The 14682-nt window shown below is 47.2% G+C and carries 13 protein-coding genes; 2 read left to right on the top strand and 11 right to left on the bottom strand.

What is annotated here, in order from left to right; genetic code table 11:
* Positions 1-31 precede the first annotated feature (31 nt).
* The 3 genes from BCT11_RS02835 to BCT11_RS02825 form a co-directional block, all read right to left on the bottom strand.
* Positions 32-271, bottom strand: a complete 240-nt coding sequence (locus tag BCT11_RS02835; RefSeq protein ID WP_042604030.1) for a hypothetical protein — start codon at positions 269-271, stop codon at positions 32-34.
* A gap of 157 nt (positions 272-428) precedes the next feature.
* Positions 429-911: an SRPBCC domain-containing protein gene (locus BCT11_RS02830; protein WP_038880668.1), complete on the bottom strand. Its 483-nt coding sequence runs from the start codon at positions 909-911 to the stop codon at positions 429-431.
* Positions 912-993: 82 nt separating this feature from the next.
* Complete coding sequence (locus tag BCT11_RS02825; protein ID WP_038880666.1) at positions 994-1773, bottom strand: hypothetical protein; 780 nt, start codon at positions 1771-1773, stop codon at positions 994-996.
* Positions 1774-2212: 439 nt separating this feature from the next.
* On the opposite strand from BCT11_RS02825, the gene BCT11_RS02820 reads away from it, so the two are divergent.
* Positions 2213-2599 carry a DUF4345 domain-containing protein gene (locus tag BCT11_RS02820; protein WP_042604029.1) on the top strand — a complete coding sequence of 129 codons (387 nt, stop codon included), beginning with the start codon at positions 2213-2215 and terminating at the stop codon, positions 2597-2599.
* A gap of 9 nt (positions 2600-2608) precedes the next feature.
* On the top strand, positions 2609-4111 hold the full coding sequence (locus BCT11_RS02815) for an arylsulfatase (RefSeq protein ID WP_102387022.1): 1503 nt from the start codon (positions 2609-2611) through the stop codon (positions 4109-4111).
* 118 nt (positions 4112-4229) lie between these two features.
* On the opposite strand, the gene BCT11_RS02810 is transcribed toward BCT11_RS02815, so the two are convergent.
* The 8 genes from BCT11_RS02810 to BCT11_RS02775 all read right to left on the bottom strand — a co-directional run bounded on the left by BCT11_RS02810 (position 4230) and on the right by BCT11_RS02775 (position 14676).
* A complete protein-coding gene (locus BCT11_RS02810; protein WP_102387021.1) occupies positions 4230-4802 on the bottom strand; it encodes a TetR/AcrR family transcriptional regulator in 573 nt (190 codons plus the stop codon).
* Positions 4803-4897: 95 nt separating this feature from the next.
* Entirely contained in the window at positions 4898-5467 is a 570-nt protein-coding gene (locus BCT11_RS02805; protein WP_042604026.1) for an ABC-type transport auxiliary lipoprotein family protein, read from the bottom strand.
* Positions 5467-7113: an intermembrane transport protein PqiB gene (gene pqiB / locus BCT11_RS02800; RefSeq protein WP_038870551.1), complete on the bottom strand. Its 1647-nt coding sequence runs from the start codon at positions 7111-7113 to the stop codon at positions 5467-5469. The genes BCT11_RS02805 and pqiB overlap by 1 nt, the downstream gene beginning before the upstream one ends.
* Entirely contained in the window at positions 7106-8437 is a 1332-nt protein-coding gene (locus tag BCT11_RS02795; RefSeq protein WP_038880656.1) for a paraquat-inducible protein A, read from the bottom strand. The genes pqiB and BCT11_RS02795 overlap by 8 nt, the downstream gene beginning before the upstream one ends.
* A 132-nt stretch (positions 8438-8569) precedes the next feature.
* Positions 8570-9574, bottom strand: a complete 1005-nt coding sequence (locus BCT11_RS02790; RefSeq protein WP_042604034.1) for a substrate-binding domain-containing protein — start codon at positions 9572-9574, stop codon at positions 8570-8572.
* Between the two features lie 151 nt (positions 9575-9725).
* Positions 9726-10787: a c-type cytochrome gene (locus BCT11_RS02785; protein ID WP_042604025.1), complete on the bottom strand. Its 1062-nt coding sequence runs from the start codon at positions 10785-10787 to the stop codon at positions 9726-9728.
* Entirely contained in the window at positions 10784-11407 is a 624-nt protein-coding gene (locus BCT11_RS02780) for a c-type cytochrome (protein ID WP_042604024.1), read from the bottom strand. The genes BCT11_RS02785 and BCT11_RS02780 overlap by 4 nt, the downstream gene beginning before the upstream one ends.
* 176 nt (positions 11408-11583) lie before the next feature.
* Positions 11584-14676, bottom strand: coding sequence for a tetrathionate reductase subunit A (locus BCT11_RS02775; protein ID WP_102387020.1), 3093 nt, complete (start codon positions 14674-14676; stop codon positions 11584-11586).
* Between the last annotated feature and the right edge of the window lie 6 nt (positions 14677-14682).

Raw genomic sequence — 14682 nt, 5'->3', positions numbered from 1 at the left:
GCGGACCATACATTTTTTATTCTTGAGGCATTTAGCTTACTAGGTAAGAAGCTTCCAGCAAGTATGTCTTAACGTCACCAAGTGAAGCAAATTCTTTGTCGATAGCTTTAAAACGTTCATCAATAGAGTCCGTCGCCACGATTTGGCTAAAGGCTTTTACCGAGAAAGTTTCGTTAGACTTAAAAAACTGATGCACGTTTTCCAATTGAACTTTGTGGATGTGCTCCACCTTGCTTAATGCGGTGGTTAGATCTGAAATGTTAATCGACATTGCTGCTCAAGCGCCTTATCTATTGACCATGGGGTCATATGATTGGGTTTTATAGTTTTCGCTAAGGGTATCTCATGCAATGTGTCTCAAATATGATTGAGATCAGGGAGGGAGCATTTATTGTACATATCCGTCGGTAGGCGGGGGGCATTGGTGCTTATTTGCCGCAGTGACCATGAGACTGACGACATAACTCTTCTAGCCATTTGAGCTGGTATCTTCTCAACCTTTTTGGTGCAAAGTATTTGGTAAGCCAAGTCATGCCACCACGTTGTGTGCTTTCGGTGACAATACTGCAACCGGTTTTGGTTGGTTCCAACACCCACGCGTGATACATATCAACGCCGCCTTTTTTCCCTTTCCAAGCCAAGCGCTGATGCTGTGTGTATTCGACAACCGTACAATGAAAGTCTAGCCAAGAGGCTTTCCAACGAAACATGGTGTTTTTGCACAATGTGCTGTCGCCACTTAGGATCTGCACCATGGTTTTTCCGTCTCGCCATGCGGGCCATTCATGAGCACGAACTAAGTGTTGCCAAACAACCTCGGGAGGTTCAGGGATTTCGATTTGGCTACGCACATGAATATGAGAATGTTTGGGATGATAATAATCCGGCCAGATAACTTCCGGTTTGTTCATCTAAGCAACACCTTATGACACTCGTTCTTATTAGCTTAGGAGAATCCGGTACGAAGTGCCGAAACACTTCGCCCTAAAGTGATTAAAAGTACAAACCAAGACCGATTAAGAAGCCGTGCGAGGCGGTATCGTATTCAAAGGTTCCTTCGTTTACGTAATCAACCCAAGTGGATTTGTAAGCGAGGTTAACGTCTGACCAATCATTAATGTGGTAACGCAAACCAAATTGGGTCGCATAGGTAAAGTTGGTGTCTTTACCTAAACCGGCATCCAAGCTGGCATGAAAGCGCCAATCTTTGGTTAGGTCATTGATCCATCTAACACCCATTAGAAAATCAACCCAGTCTTCTTTGATGTTGAGCCTATCCACCAGAATGCGGTTATCGTTGCGGTAAACCTTGCCCTTGATGTCGTTATCCCACCAACGTAAGCCAAACATGTAATCGATCATGCCGAAGGAGTAGGTTTCTCGCTGAAATGCTTTTGCTTCTAGAACGCCTTGGCGGATCTCCAAATCAGCACGATAACTGACATTAGGGAGAATACCTGACAGGTTATTTACGTCACCACTGAGATCCATAAAACTGTAATCGATGTAGTAACCCCATTTGTTTTGATATACCCCTTCAAGTCTTGCCATAGCACCAATGTCGAGATGATCCATGATGAACTTTGGATCGACATCGAGACTGGAAGAGAAGTTACCCATGGTGGTATCACCATTGATATTTAAGGCGAGCATGTAGATCTCGACACTGTGTTGCCAGTTGCTTGGTGAGGATTGCGTATCTTCTGCTATTGCGCTTGGCGCCACTGCAAGCGAGGAAATAAGGGCGATAGAAGGGAAGGTCATCTTAGCCATATCAACGTCCGTGTTTGTAATCGTTATTAAATGAATTGCACAAAATTAGCGTAGAGCATGGATTGCAGTAATTCAAAATCTCAGGTTTATGGATAACTTTCTTTTCAATTCAGTGTGATACCAATTCTCTATGATCGAGCTAAGATCTTTTTGTAAATAATACTAGACCGACCGGTTTGTATTGTGTATTCTTTGACCATCGAAGAACGTGGTAATGCGTTCAACATTCAACGTCGATGGAATGATATTTGACGGAGAATCCCAGATGAAAATCGAAAACGTCCTGCTATCTGGTTTGTGTATTTTGGCGCCTTTATTAATGTTTGCTTAAAGACACACAGGCTTCATCAAGCCTCTTTCAAAAAACCATTAGATATGCAACTTGTTTAATTTGTTAATTTAACTACGCTGTATGTGAAACAGCGAATCAGGAGACGTCATGAAAATTCAAAGTATTTTTCTTCTCTTAGCTGCGGCAGGTCTTACCCCGATTGCACTTTCTTATGGTTTTTCACCGGTTGACTCGCTCTCATTTTTATTTGGGATTGATGCATCCTCGGTGAATGTTAGCCACATTTTCCGAGCGGTCATGGGATTGTATTTAGCGCTCTCTATGTTTTGGGTAATGGGGGCGATGAGCACCAAATATCGTCTACCTGCACTGTATAGCTTGGTCATTTTTATGTGGGGCTTAGCGATGGGAAGGCTCTTGAGTTTGCTAGTAGACGGAATGCCGCATTGGTTGTTAGTCGTGTATCTATTTTTGGAGTTCGGCTTTGGCTTAGTGGGGCTGAAGATGATCAGAAAAGAAGAGCAAACTGCATAAGGAAAATCTATGAAAGGGATACTTCGTCGTATAGCGCTAGGATTGACTTCATGGGCGTCCTTCGCTGCAACCGCAGCGCAGGACCAACCCAATATCTTCGTGATATTTACTGATGATATTGGTGTCTCTAACGTCAGCGCTTATCACCGTGGGTTGATGAGTAGCCAGACGCCAAACATTGATAGCATCGCTGAAAAAGGCATGTTACTTACCGATTATTACGCCCAGCCATCTTGTACTGCTGGGCGTTCTGCTTTTCTAACTGGACAATTACCGGTAAGAACAGGCATGCACACTGTCGGCCTGCCTGGTGGTCCTGTTGGGTTAAACCAAAATACTCCAACTCTGCCTGAGTTACTTAAAGAGCTTGGCTACGTCACGGGGCAGTTTGGAAAAAACCATTTAGGTGACCGCGATGAGTTTCTTCCAACTATGCACGGCTTTGACGAGTATTGGGGTTGGCTTTACCACCTAAACGCAATGGAATACACCGAAGATCCTGATTGGCCGAAGGATGAAGCTTTCCAAAAGTTTGCGCCACGTAATGTCATTCATGCGAAAGCCGATGGAAAAGGTGGCCAGTCGATTAAAGATGATGGCGCTCTCACCATTGAGCGAATGCGTACTCTTGATGATGAGGTCAACAAACATGCGATCGATTTTATTGAGCGTGCGGTGAAGGCCGAAAAACCTTTCTTTACTTGGTACTGCCCATCAAGAGGTCATGTATGGACGCATCTCTCTCCGAAATATGAAGCGATGCTTGGTACTAACGGTTGGGGATTGCAAGAGGTCGTAATGAAAGACCTCGATGACCACGTTGGAGAAATGCTTGCGAAGCTTGAAGAGCTCGGCGTTGCTGACAATACCATAGTGATCTTCACCGCCGATAATGGGCCAGAGATCATGACATGGCCAGACGGTGGTATGACGCCATTCCATGGTGAGAAAGGAACAACATGGGAGGGTGGGGTTAGAGCACCTTTCTTGATCAGTTGGCCTGAAAAAATCCCAGCAAATAAAGTCAGCAACGGTATGTTTGATGGGATGGATCTACTGCCGACGTTGGTTGAAGCAGCTGGTGGTCCTGCTGATTTAAAACAGCAAATGCTGAAAGGTTACAAAGGCCACAAAGCACACCTTGATGGCTACAACCAAATGGAGATGCTAACCAATAACGGCAAATCTAATCGCAATGAAATCTTTTACTATGAGCGCGATAAACTGCAAGCTGTTCGTGTGGGGGACTGGAAAGCGCATTTTGTGGTACAAAACCACGGTTGGATTGGCCCGAAAGAAGAGTTGAATGCGCCACTGTTGTTCAACCTACGTCAAGATCCTTATGAGCGAGCGGAAGAAGAATCCGGTATGTACTTAAAATGGATGGGGCAGAAAATGTGGGCCTTTGGTCCTGCCCAAGCCGCTGTTCAGCAGCATTTGGAAACTTTCAAAAAGTGGCCTCCAGTGACGCCAGAAACACCTGCAGAAACCGTCGGTGGAGTCGGAAATTAGCATTACCCATCTAATAAACATAAAGCCAGCGAAATGCTGGCTTTGTTGTCTTTATCTTGATGATTTATCTCGATATATGTGCTGTGCTGTGTTTTGCCGAGTATGTGAGAGGTTCTGCTTACTCGTTTAGCAGCTTGGCGGTGGTTTGCATCGCATCATCTAAAATTGCGCGATCTTTTTGCATTGCCGCAAGCAAGGTATAACCCAACCACAAGCTAAACAGTGTTTTTGCAGTTTGTTCCGGTGCAGACAAACTAAGCGTGCCTTCTTGATTACTACGCTCAAAGAAAGTCGTCATTTTCTCAATCATTTTCTTAGTGCCGGCAGCCATTTCACTTTGCATTTCAGTGTCGTGACCAGAGACTTCACCCGCGAGTTTGACGACCAAGCATTGAATACGAAAGTCTTCGGTCAACTTAACGACGCACCAATCATCAAAGTAGGCTTGTACGCGTTCGCTTGGCGCTTTGGACTCGTCACTCAAAAAGCGTTCGAGACGCTCAAGGTGCGTTTCAAAGTAGTCGTGCAGCAAAATCGCACCGAAGTGTTCTTTTGATTTGAAGTAGTGATAAAACGACCCTTTAGTACCTTCTGCTTCGTTAATGATCTTCATTAAACCCACACCAGCAAAGCCGTGTTCATTGATCAAATGCAATCCGGCATCGAGCAACGCTTGTCGCATGTCTTTCATTCTTTATCACTCACTAAAAGGGCAGGGTTACAGTGTATCGGGAAAACAAGGGGAGAAAAAGTCGCCCACTCAGAGAACTGAATGGGCGAGGAGTGTTATAGCTGAGCGGCGATTTGATCTGTCAGGTTGTTCAAACCTACCGATAGTGCATCGACAAGCGCATCGTAGCCTTCATCTTGTAAAGGCATGCTGATTTTAACCGGTGCGCTGGTCTTCACCTTGCCGTTAGCATCAACAAGGAGCCATTCACCTTCGATCTCAGCGTTGCCTTCATAACTGCCGTTGAACTTACTTAACGACAATTGAAGCTTGCTCTCATCACTCTGGTCGAACAGGTTATTTACTTCTACCGGCCAGTATTGGCTTTGCTTGCTACGCAGTTCGTCGATTACACGCGTCGTGATTTGCTCAGAGATACTGTGTGCCCACTGATTGTGTTTCGCTTGGATGATCTGGGTCTCTGAAGCGCGATACACTATGCCACTGTCGGCAAGATAGCTTGCTAATTCAACTGGGCGAACCACAAGTTGTGGACGCTGTGCAATCATGGTGTCGCTTACCTTTGCTGAGCTTGCTTCCGGTAAGACATACAAAGCGCCTGTGTCTTCAGGAGCGCTACTGCAACCTGCCAGAAGGGCAGAAATCAATAAAAGTCCGCGTTTCATTATTTTTGTCCTCTAACTGGGATTGGGTCGTTGACTTCATCTTCGCCAAATACCAATGAATTTGGTTTTTCGTTCAACTGCTTAAGGACTGGTTTGAACTCAGTCATTACTTGTTCTAGCTCTTTCAGCGTCGACTCCATTTCACTGTACATGGTGGAGTTCGGACCGTAGCCATCTAATGTTCTTTGCAGCTGTTCTAGGCTCTTACGAATGTCGGCTGGAATCGCTTTGGTGTCTTCTTGGTTGAGGAGACGATCCACACTGCTCGCAACACGCTCTGCTGAAGCAAGCGTTTTTTCCGAGTTCTTCAATGTCTTGTTCAGTGAGTTCAACGTGTCTTCCATTGGTAAGCTGTTTAGCTTGGTTAGGAAGTCATTCACTTGGCGTTGAACCTGAGCAAAGCCACCTTGTTTGGTTGGGAAGACATCTAAATCTTCAAATTGGCTCGGCACGTAAGGTTCATCATCAGGATAGAAATCCGCATCGATATACAGCGCACCCGTTAACAAGTTACCCGTTTTCAGCGTACCGCGAAGACCTTTGGCAAACTCTTCTTTTAGCTTCTCTTTGAACCTTGGCAGTTGGCTTGATGGTAAATTTTCATAAACTCGGCCAAGCTCAATACGTACAAGCACTGGGATTTTCTTCGCGGAGAAGTCTTCTTCTGGCGTTGGCATTCGCATAGGCACTTTGATAACGGTACCAATGCGTAAACCACGGTATTCAACCGGTGCTTTAGCTTTCAGACCACGAACAGACTCTTCAAACATCATCACAAACTGAATGTATTCATCGTACATGCCTTCGCGCACTTGTTTAACATCATCGAACAAACGGAAGTGTGTCATGTCTTCTTTGAGCTCATCTCCTGCGCCCATTCCTGGCAGGGTATCGAAGGTTACGCCGCCCGTAATCATGCTTTCTAGTGAACCGAACTTCACCTCAAAGCCTTCTGCATTAAGCTGTAAATCGACACCTGAGCTCAACCAAAAATGAGTTTTGGTACGCACAAGACTGTCATATGGCTTGAAGATAAACAGTTGGTACAAAGCGCGGCGAGTGTCGACATCGAAACTAGTGGTTTCAACTCGACCCACGGTAAAGCCTTTGTAGATCACTGGGTCACCAACGCCAAGTTTTCCGGCTTCGCGGTGTGTCAATACAATGCGTAGACCTTCTGCGTCAGGGGAAGCGACAGGTGGCACATCGAGAACATCAAAATGCTCTTTTTCGACCTGAGAATTGCCTGGTTGAAGTTGAATGTAGGCACCAGATAACAGGGTTTCTAAACCTGACACGCCCTCACGACCAATACGAGGCTTAACGACCCAGAACATGGAGTCTTCACGCAGCATGCGTTTCGCGTCTTTGTTCATTTGCGCTGTAGCGATGATGTGGTCATAGTCTTCGCTTAGTTTAACGTCAGTAACCACGCCCACTTTTACGTTCAGTGCTTTGATCTCTGTTTTACCGACTTCAATACCTTCTGCTGTTGGTAATTTCAGTGTGATCTCTGGCCCTGTGCTGTTGATGTATTGGAACAGCATCCACGCTCCCATCGCTAACGCAAGGATCGGAATGATCCAAATCGCAGAGACCTGCTTTTGCGGTTTTATTTGAGCGGTTGCCTTGTTCTCATCACTCATATTTGGCTTTCTCATTTAAGTTATTAGTCATTGGCTCCTGCGCTTCGTTTTGTGGTAATTGCCACAACAAACGCGAGTCAAAAATCATTGCAGAGAGCATGGTGAGTATGACCACAGCAGCAAATGAAAGCGCTGCTGGACCAGGGTAAATCGCCATTAGGTTTTGCAACTGCACGAGCGCAACCAGAATAGCGACAACAAAAATATCAATCATCGACCAACGACCGATAAATTCTGTAATTCGGTAGATTTTCAAGCGTGAAATACTTTCTTCAGGAGGCAAGTATTGTGCTTTTTGAGCGTTGAAATACAGCCAAGCGAGTGCCAACATTTTTGCCATTGGGATAAACACACTGGCGAAGAAGATAACCGCTGCAATAGGGTAGGAGCCCAGTTGCCACAGAAGAACCACACCTTCCATGATGGTCGAGCCTTCGGAATGACCGAGGCTCACAGTGTACATCATTGGATAAAGGTTCGCTGGAATGTAGAAAATGATTGCCGCAAAAAGTAAGGCCCATGCTTTCTGCATGCTGTCTGTAGGGTTGTATTTGTGTATTGGGCTATCACAACGAAGACACTTTTGATGTTTTTTGTCTTCAATAGGGTTGAGTTGATGACAGGTGTGACAACCAATGTGGTTTTCATTGTGGTGCGTATCACCTTCTTTCACATTTGGCAGTTCAATCGCAGGAATGAAGTGTCCCCACAGCCAGCTCTTATCGACCATTGAAATACATTTCACGACCAGCACGGTGTAAACACAGAATGCCCAAAACGAACTACCCATGCCAATCTCAGCCAGTGAGGCGATTTTAATTAAGCTCACTAAGACACCGATCAGGAACACATCGACCATCAACCATGGTTCAACACGGAATAAGATCCGGCATAGGGTTTTCGCCATGCGAATCTGCTTCTTACCCAATGGATGCTTGAGTGACTTCAAGGCTTCAAGGTGTAAAAACAGAATTAATCCGACGTAGATTGCGGGCAGCACCACGACGGTCGCCAGAAGCAAAGCCCCGAGTAATGCGTTATGAAACTCGGCTAGCATCTTAGCGGCATGCATCAAGGTAATCTCTTGAGATAAGCCTTGAACACTGAATGACATAAACGGGAATGAGACACTTAAAACTAAGGTGATCAAGCAAGCCACCGATACAGCAATGACGCTTTGATACGGTTTCGCGTTCACTTTGGTAAGCGAATGTTCGCAACGAGGACACTGCGCTTTTTGACCTTGCTCGATATCTGGGATACGAACGACCAAGCCGCACTCCTCACAGGAGACTAATTGACGTGAATTGGGTTGAATGCTCATTCAGTTATTATTTCGTACTTTTAATCACTAAGAATAACCCTTTTTCAAGATATGCGCTTGTTTTTGCGGGGATGTTTTACAAGCTTCTTACCTGTTTAATAGAAAAAACCAGCCGGTGAGGCTGGTTTGAGGTTATTTGATATTGCCAACAGAAGCACGTCTGACCAGAATTGGCATGAACAATTTGTGTTCTGTGCGTTCGGCTTCTTCGTTATTTACTAACTGAAGTGAGAGTTTGACCGCTTCATTTGCCATGACTTGAATTGGGTAACGAATGGTCGTTAGGCGAGGGTAAATGTAGCGTGCGATATGACCATCATCGAATCCAATCACTGACATGTCTTCAGGAATGCGGATGCCATTTTCTTGCAGCAAGGTCATGCAGCCCGCAGCCATGTAGTCGTTGTAGGTAGCGACAGCAGTGATGGGCGTGTTCTTCGCCATCAGGTTGACCATGGCTTGTTCGCCGCCGGTTTCATCTGGCTCGCCGTATTCGATGTATTCTTCACGAATCTTGATGCCGTTATCTCGCAAAGCATCGAGGTAACCGTCGCGACGATCTCTTGCATCTTCAATATCATGACCTGAGCAGATATAGCCGATGTGTTCATGTCCATTGCGGATCAAATGCTCAGTGGCAATGTAAGATCCTTTGCGGTTATCCAAAGCAATACAGCGTGAAGCGATGTCTGGCACGATACGGTTGATCAGCACCATGCCCGGAATTTCATTGGCGAGCGTGGTTAGCTCGGCATCCGTCATGCCTTTGCTGTGTACGACCAAAGATTCACAGCGACTGTTGATCAGCAAGTTGATCGCGTTGCGCTCTTTCACGGCATCATGATAGCCGCTGCCAATCAGAAGCTGTTTCTCTTGCTCACTGGCAATGGTGTCGATGGCTTTGACCATGGTGCCAAAAAAGGGGGCAGAAACGTCGTTCACCAATACCCCAATCGCGTTGGACGATTTACTGACCAGTGCGCGCGCATTGGCGTTCGGGCGATAGCCTAGTTTCTTCATTGCTTCTTTGACGGCGACAATCGCGGATTCACTGGTGTGTGGGGCGTCATTGATGACGCGAGATGCGGTTGCAATGGATACGCCAGCTTCTTTTGCGACGTCTTTGATGGTAGCCATAGGGAACTCAGGATCTGAAATTTGCTTCATTTAACAATGCACAGCGGATGAACTCAAACACCCAATTGAGAATAGTGGCGGTGTATCAAGGTTTTAAAACAAAAAAAGCGTGCTCAGGTGAACACGCTTTTAGTCGAATTGAAGTTACGCCTTAATCTACCGTAGTTGGCGGGAAGGCTTTGCTGCCTAAAATATGACCATTCACCTCTTTGCCGTAGTACCCTTGGTGGTTGTGGTACTTCGCTGCATTTGCTTGCAAATCACCTTTGTAGCGAGGGTCTTGTGGTCGTTCATGGCTGTTGACATAAGCCGCGACATCCCATGCCTCTTGTTTACTCAATTGAACGCTTTTGCCCAAAGGCATGTTCTCGTAGATGAAATAAGCCGCAGTGTTGATTCGGTGCATGCCTGCACCCCAGTTGTAAGCGTATTCGCCCCACAAAGGTGGAATGTAAGAGCGGCCGTTTTCATCGTGAATACCTTGACCACTTTCTCCATGACAGGCCGCGCAGTTGTCGACATAAACTTGCGCGCCACGCTCTGGTGAAGGTTCAAGCTCTGGATTATCAATTTTTGGATAGCCACGGCCTGCGAGGTTGCCACGTTTCTCCGCAGGCAAAGCGTTAGCGATTTTTTCTGGCAACGGAAAGTCTTCTGCCTTACCGCCCGTCAATAATTGTTCAGTGCTGATGGCAGGCACAGGCTCATCTTGCATACCGTATTGGTCCAATAAGCCTCCCATTGCTAACCAGTAGGCATAAGCGCTGAGCGCCTCTAATTCCTTTGAGTCTTTTGCTGGTGGCTTACCATTCATCGAATAGGTGAAACAGCCTTGAATGCGGTCGGCGTAACTGTTTACTTTGTCGTTCTTTTTGCGATAAGCAGGGTAGGCCATATAAGCCGCCCAAAGTGGTGCTGCGTTGGCTTTACGTCCGGCTTCCATATGGCAATTCACACAGTTTTGCTCGTTACCCACATAACGTCCACGCATTTGCTGCGAGTTCACAAACAGTGAGTAGCCGTATTTCACTTTCTGACCAAACTCGTCGTTTTCGATGGTGCTCAAATCGCGAGGTTTAAGGTATTGCGTATCAGCGTGCTTTTGTACCGCTGGTAATTCGGTTTGGCGATCTGGCAGTTCATGGTTTGCTGCATCACTGGCGTGTGCAAGGGTAGAGATGCTTGCAAGCAGCAGGGAATAAATCAGTTTCATTTCGATTCCTCATAACGCAAAGAAGCGAAGTAGTAAGATAGGTTTTCGATTTCTTTATCGGTGAGTTTTTTCGCGATACTGCCCATCATATTGAGCGGATCACCGCTACGAGTGCCGTTCTTCCAAGCATGAAGTTGGTTTTGTAAGTAATCGGCTTGTTGGCTCGCAAGGCGCGGGAATTTGTCTACACCCATACCACTTGCGCCGTGGCAAGTTGAACAAGCGGGAATGTTCCTATCCCAGTCTCCTTGATAAACCAATTTGCGATAGGGATTGCTGATATCGGCTTGGTCACCGCGCTGCTCAAGGTCGGTAAATTCCCAAGTCGGCAATTGAGCAAAATATTGCAGAACTTCTGCACGAAGTGTTGGGTCGCTAAGCTCATCGGCCATGCCTTTCATGATGACATTGTGGCGTTTGTCGTTCGAGAAGAGTTCGAGCTGACTTTCCATATAGTCGGCATTCAGTCCGGCAAGCATAGGCGCGATACCTGCTTGACCTTTACCGTCGACGCCATGGCATCCGGTGCAGATTTCACCGTGTTCGGGGAGTGGTGTAGAATAGGCTGTAAAAGAGGCGGCACTCAAGCAAAGTGCTGCCAAAGATAGGTTACGAAACATGCTGACTCACATCTGATTATTATTTGAACGCATTATTGTGAGTATAGTCATTAGTTCTCGCTACTGTGGAAATCCACATAAATCCTGTGGAGAGGCATTGCGGCCTGCTGCAGAAATAAAAAAGGCTTCCGCCCGAAAAGGGAAGAAGCCTAACAAACAAATGGTGGCTGAATCCGCTACGCTTTGCGAATTTTCGCTGGCAGAGATTGACGAGCCGCCGCACCAACTACCCAATCAAGCATCACGCCTTTACCTTCACGAGTAGGGTCAATCAAACCCACGTCGTTGATGTTGACGCCATCATGACCGCTGGTTTTCACTGGCTGTTGTTTATCACCAATCCAGTGCGCACGCTGACCTAGCTCTGTGTGGCCAAAACCATGTTCAAAACCGAGCGTCCCTTGGCGAATACCAGACATGACCATTGCAAGCGCTGTGGTGCTAGCTCCTGGAGTTTCGATCACGAAATGATCACCAGTTTGAATGCCAACCGCGGCAGCATCCGCCGGATGGATATAGACAGGGTTAACGCCTTTAATCGAGTTTAAGCGTGGTGACAAGTTGGATACCGCGCTGTGAATGTTCGATTTAAAGTTGGTCAGGCTAAATGGCCATTCGGTTTTCGGGTACTGAGTCTCAAGTGGCGTGCCATCTGCGAGCTTTTGTGGATGCCAAGTCGGACAGCCGCTGTAGAACTCTCCTGTCATGGTGTTTCTTGCACTGCCAACACGCTCGTTCCAAATCGCGACAGGACGCGACCACTTGTACTTCATTTGTTCGCCTTTGTAGGCTTCTGTAGCGTTTTCAAAACGACCACCACGAGCAAAAATGAACGCCACGCGCTTCATCTCTTCATGTGTTAGTGCTTTTTGCATGCTTGGCAACAGGCGCTCAAGACCAGACCAAGCAATGTCTTCTGCACTCACTTCTGGAACGCCACCTTTGACGTAGGCAAGGTTGGCTGCTGAGCGAAGATAGAAGTCTTCAGCTGAGTGAATACCGTGTAAACGACCTTGCGTGTCTTTGATGGCGTTGTCACCAAAGCCGCCTAGCTGCATCTTTTTGGCGATATCAATCAGGAAGTTCTCTAGACAAATACTGCGACCATCGGCGGTTTTTTCTGTGCGAGCTTCCACGATTGGCCAGCGAGCCGTCACCGCTTTAACTGGAACATCATGCCAAGGTGATGCCATGCCCCAGCTTTCGTAAGTGACAGTATCTGGCACGATGTAGTCCGATAGTGCCGTTGTCTCGTTGATAAAGGCATCGACAGAAACAATCAAACCGAGCTGTTTTGGATCTTTTAGTTTGTCTTCAAGCAACGTTTTTAAACCCGGCACACCATAGATTGGGTTCGCCATATGGTTGATCCACGCTTTCACTCGGTATGGATAACCATCGATCGCCGCCGATAGATGCTCGGTAAGCAAAGGCGCTGCAAACGGATACCAAGGTGCACGAGTTGGGTAAGGGGATTCGCCTGCCTCCACGCGACGTTTGTATTCGCTGGTTTTCTGGTAAGGGAATTTGCTGCGTGAGAGGAACACGCCTTTTGGTCCCACTTTGCCTTCAAATTGGGTGAAGTCGTAGCGAGGGCCAGCGGCAGATGTCGGATAACCGCCTGCTTTCGCCATCGCACCGCCTTTCATGTTGATATTACCAATCAGAGCATTAAGCATCATGAGGGTGAAGGCGTTGTAGAAGCCGTTGGTGTGCATGTTGCCGCCGTGAGTATCGACAACCGCTTTAGTGCCATGACTGGTGAAGCGTTTTGCTAGCGCGATGATTTGATCCGCTGGGATCTCACATTGCTCGCTGTAGAAGTCCAGATCGTATTTAAACGCTTCCTCTTTCAAACGTTGCAAGGATGACTTAACGCGAACGACACCTGATGTCAGCTCTACATCTTGGTCGACAAACAACGATGCTTCACCCGCCTGCTTGTGTACGCTCAACTCGCCGCTTTGCGCATCGACAATCACGTATGGATCTGTCTCTGACAGTGCTTCCCCTTCAAATGGCATGCCCATTTCAGATGCACGTAAGAATTGCCCGTGACGTGGGTGAGATTCATCGCTGATCACAAGGTGAGTGGCATTACACCAATGTGCCGTGCCCGCTCTTTGCATCGCCGTTGCTCCTGGTTGAGCAAGGAAGGTTTTGTTGTAGCGTTCGTTGGCGATGATCCACTGAATCATGCCAAGAACCAAGGCTGAATCGGTGCCCGGTTTAATTGGCATCCAATGGTTATTATCGCCCGCAGCAAGGCTGGATGAACCTGCTGGCAAGCTCGGCGTGATAATGGTGTATTCCAGTTTGCCTTCGGTGCGCGCTTTGGCTAGCTGACGAGCCTGACGTTTGAACGGGTTCCCCGCTTGTGCTGGTGACATGCCAATAAAAATAACGTATTCGGCATTATCGAAGTCTGGCTTTAAGTGGGCGTTCTTATCCAAATCGTTCATGAACGCGCCGCTGCCTGCACGGAAAGCGTAGCCACAGTAAGAACCATGGTGGCCAAAGTTACGCGTACCAAAACTGTTAAAAGCAAAACGCTTGAAGATATCGTCACGGCCTTCGTTACCGGCGTTGGTCATCAACAGTTGGTTGGCTTTCGGGCCGTATTCTGGGTTTTGCGGATCAACGGGCGTCGTGAGGTCACGAATGTCTTTCAAACCTTCAACATGACCTTCGCCAAACAGATCACCACCGTTGACGACTTCGTCCACCAATTGCTCGTAGCTGATCGGTTCCCATTTGCCTTCACCACGTTTGCCCACACGCTTAAGTGGTTGGGTAATGCGATAAGGGCTATTACGGATTTCCATCATGCCGTTACCGCGAGCACACGCTGTGGAGCGGCCTTCTAAACCGTTTTCCCCCACCAAGCTCAAGTAAGCGTCTTTTACAGGCGTCTCAAATGGAATGTGTTGCTGATGTGATAACGGATGGTATGGGTTGCCCGAAATGCGCAGGATCTCGTCGTTACGATTGTCGATACGAACGCGCAAACCACATAGGCTCCAACAACCAAAACACATTGATGGCGCAACGCGCTGATTTGGGTTCGGGATTAAGTTGCCCTTGTCGTTCACCTTGTATTCGGGCTCCAGTGAGTTGCCGTGGTGAATATCACGGGTTTTCTCCCCCGCAGTGCCGTGAATAGCACCTTCTACCATGTGTTTTGTGGTGGTTGCGTAGCCCGCAGCAAAGGCACCAAGCCCTCCCACTGCAAGGCCAGATTTCAAAAACTGACGGCGTTTATTATCCATAATGAA

It is taken from the genome of Vibrio sp. 10N.222.52.B12, assembly GCF_002875385.1.
Lineage (GTDB): Bacteria > Pseudomonadota > Gammaproteobacteria > Enterobacterales > Vibrionaceae > Vibrio > Vibrio jasicida.
The sequence above is the reverse complement of the archived record's forward strand: the minus strand, read 5'-3'. Positions and strand labels throughout refer to the sequence as shown.

Coding starts and splice junctions, on each gene's coding strand:
- BCT11_RS02810 (WP_102387021.1), bottom strand. CDS start 4,802: ATGAAAGACATGCGACAAGCGTTGCTCGATGCCGGATTGCATTTGATC.
- pqiB (WP_038870551.1), bottom strand. CDS start 7,113: ATGAGTGATGAGAACAAGGCAACCGCTCAAATAAAACCGCAAAAGCAG.
- BCT11_RS02835 (WP_042604030.1), bottom strand. CDS start 271: ATGTCGATTAACATTTCAGATCTAACCACCGCATTAAGCAAGGTGGAG.
- BCT11_RS02775 (WP_102387020.1), bottom strand. CDS start 14,676: ATGGATAATAAACGCCGTCAGTTTTTGAAATCTGGCCTTGCAGTGGGA.
- BCT11_RS02820 (WP_042604029.1), top strand. CDS start 2,213: ATGAAAATTCAAAGTATTTTTCTTCTCTTAGCTGCGGCAGGTCTTACC.
- BCT11_RS02785 (WP_042604025.1), bottom strand. CDS start 10,787: ATGAAACTGATTTATTCCCTGCTGCTTGCAAGCATCTCTACCCTTGCA.
- BCT11_RS02815 (WP_102387022.1), top strand. CDS start 2,609: ATGAAAGGGATACTTCGTCGTATAGCGCTAGGATTGACTTCATGGGCG.
- BCT11_RS02825 (WP_038880666.1), bottom strand. CDS start 1,773: ATGGCTAAGATGACCTTCCCTTCTATCGCCCTTATTTCCTCGCTTGCA.
- BCT11_RS02780 (WP_042604024.1), bottom strand. CDS start 11,407: ATGTTTCGTAACCTATCTTTGGCAGCACTTTGCTTGAGTGCCGCCTCT.
- BCT11_RS02830 (WP_038880668.1), bottom strand. CDS start 911: ATGAACAAACCGGAAGTTATCTGGCCGGATTATTATCATCCCAAACAT.
- BCT11_RS02805 (WP_042604026.1), bottom strand. CDS start 5,467: ATGAAACGCGGACTTTTATTGATTTCTGCCCTTCTGGCAGGTTGCAGT.
- BCT11_RS02790 (WP_042604034.1), bottom strand. CDS start 9,574: ATGGCTACCATCAAAGACGTCGCAAAAGAAGCTGGCGTATCCATTGCA.
- BCT11_RS02795 (WP_038880656.1), bottom strand. CDS start 8,437: ATGAGCATTCAACCCAATTCACGTCAATTAGTCTCCTGTGAGGAGTGC.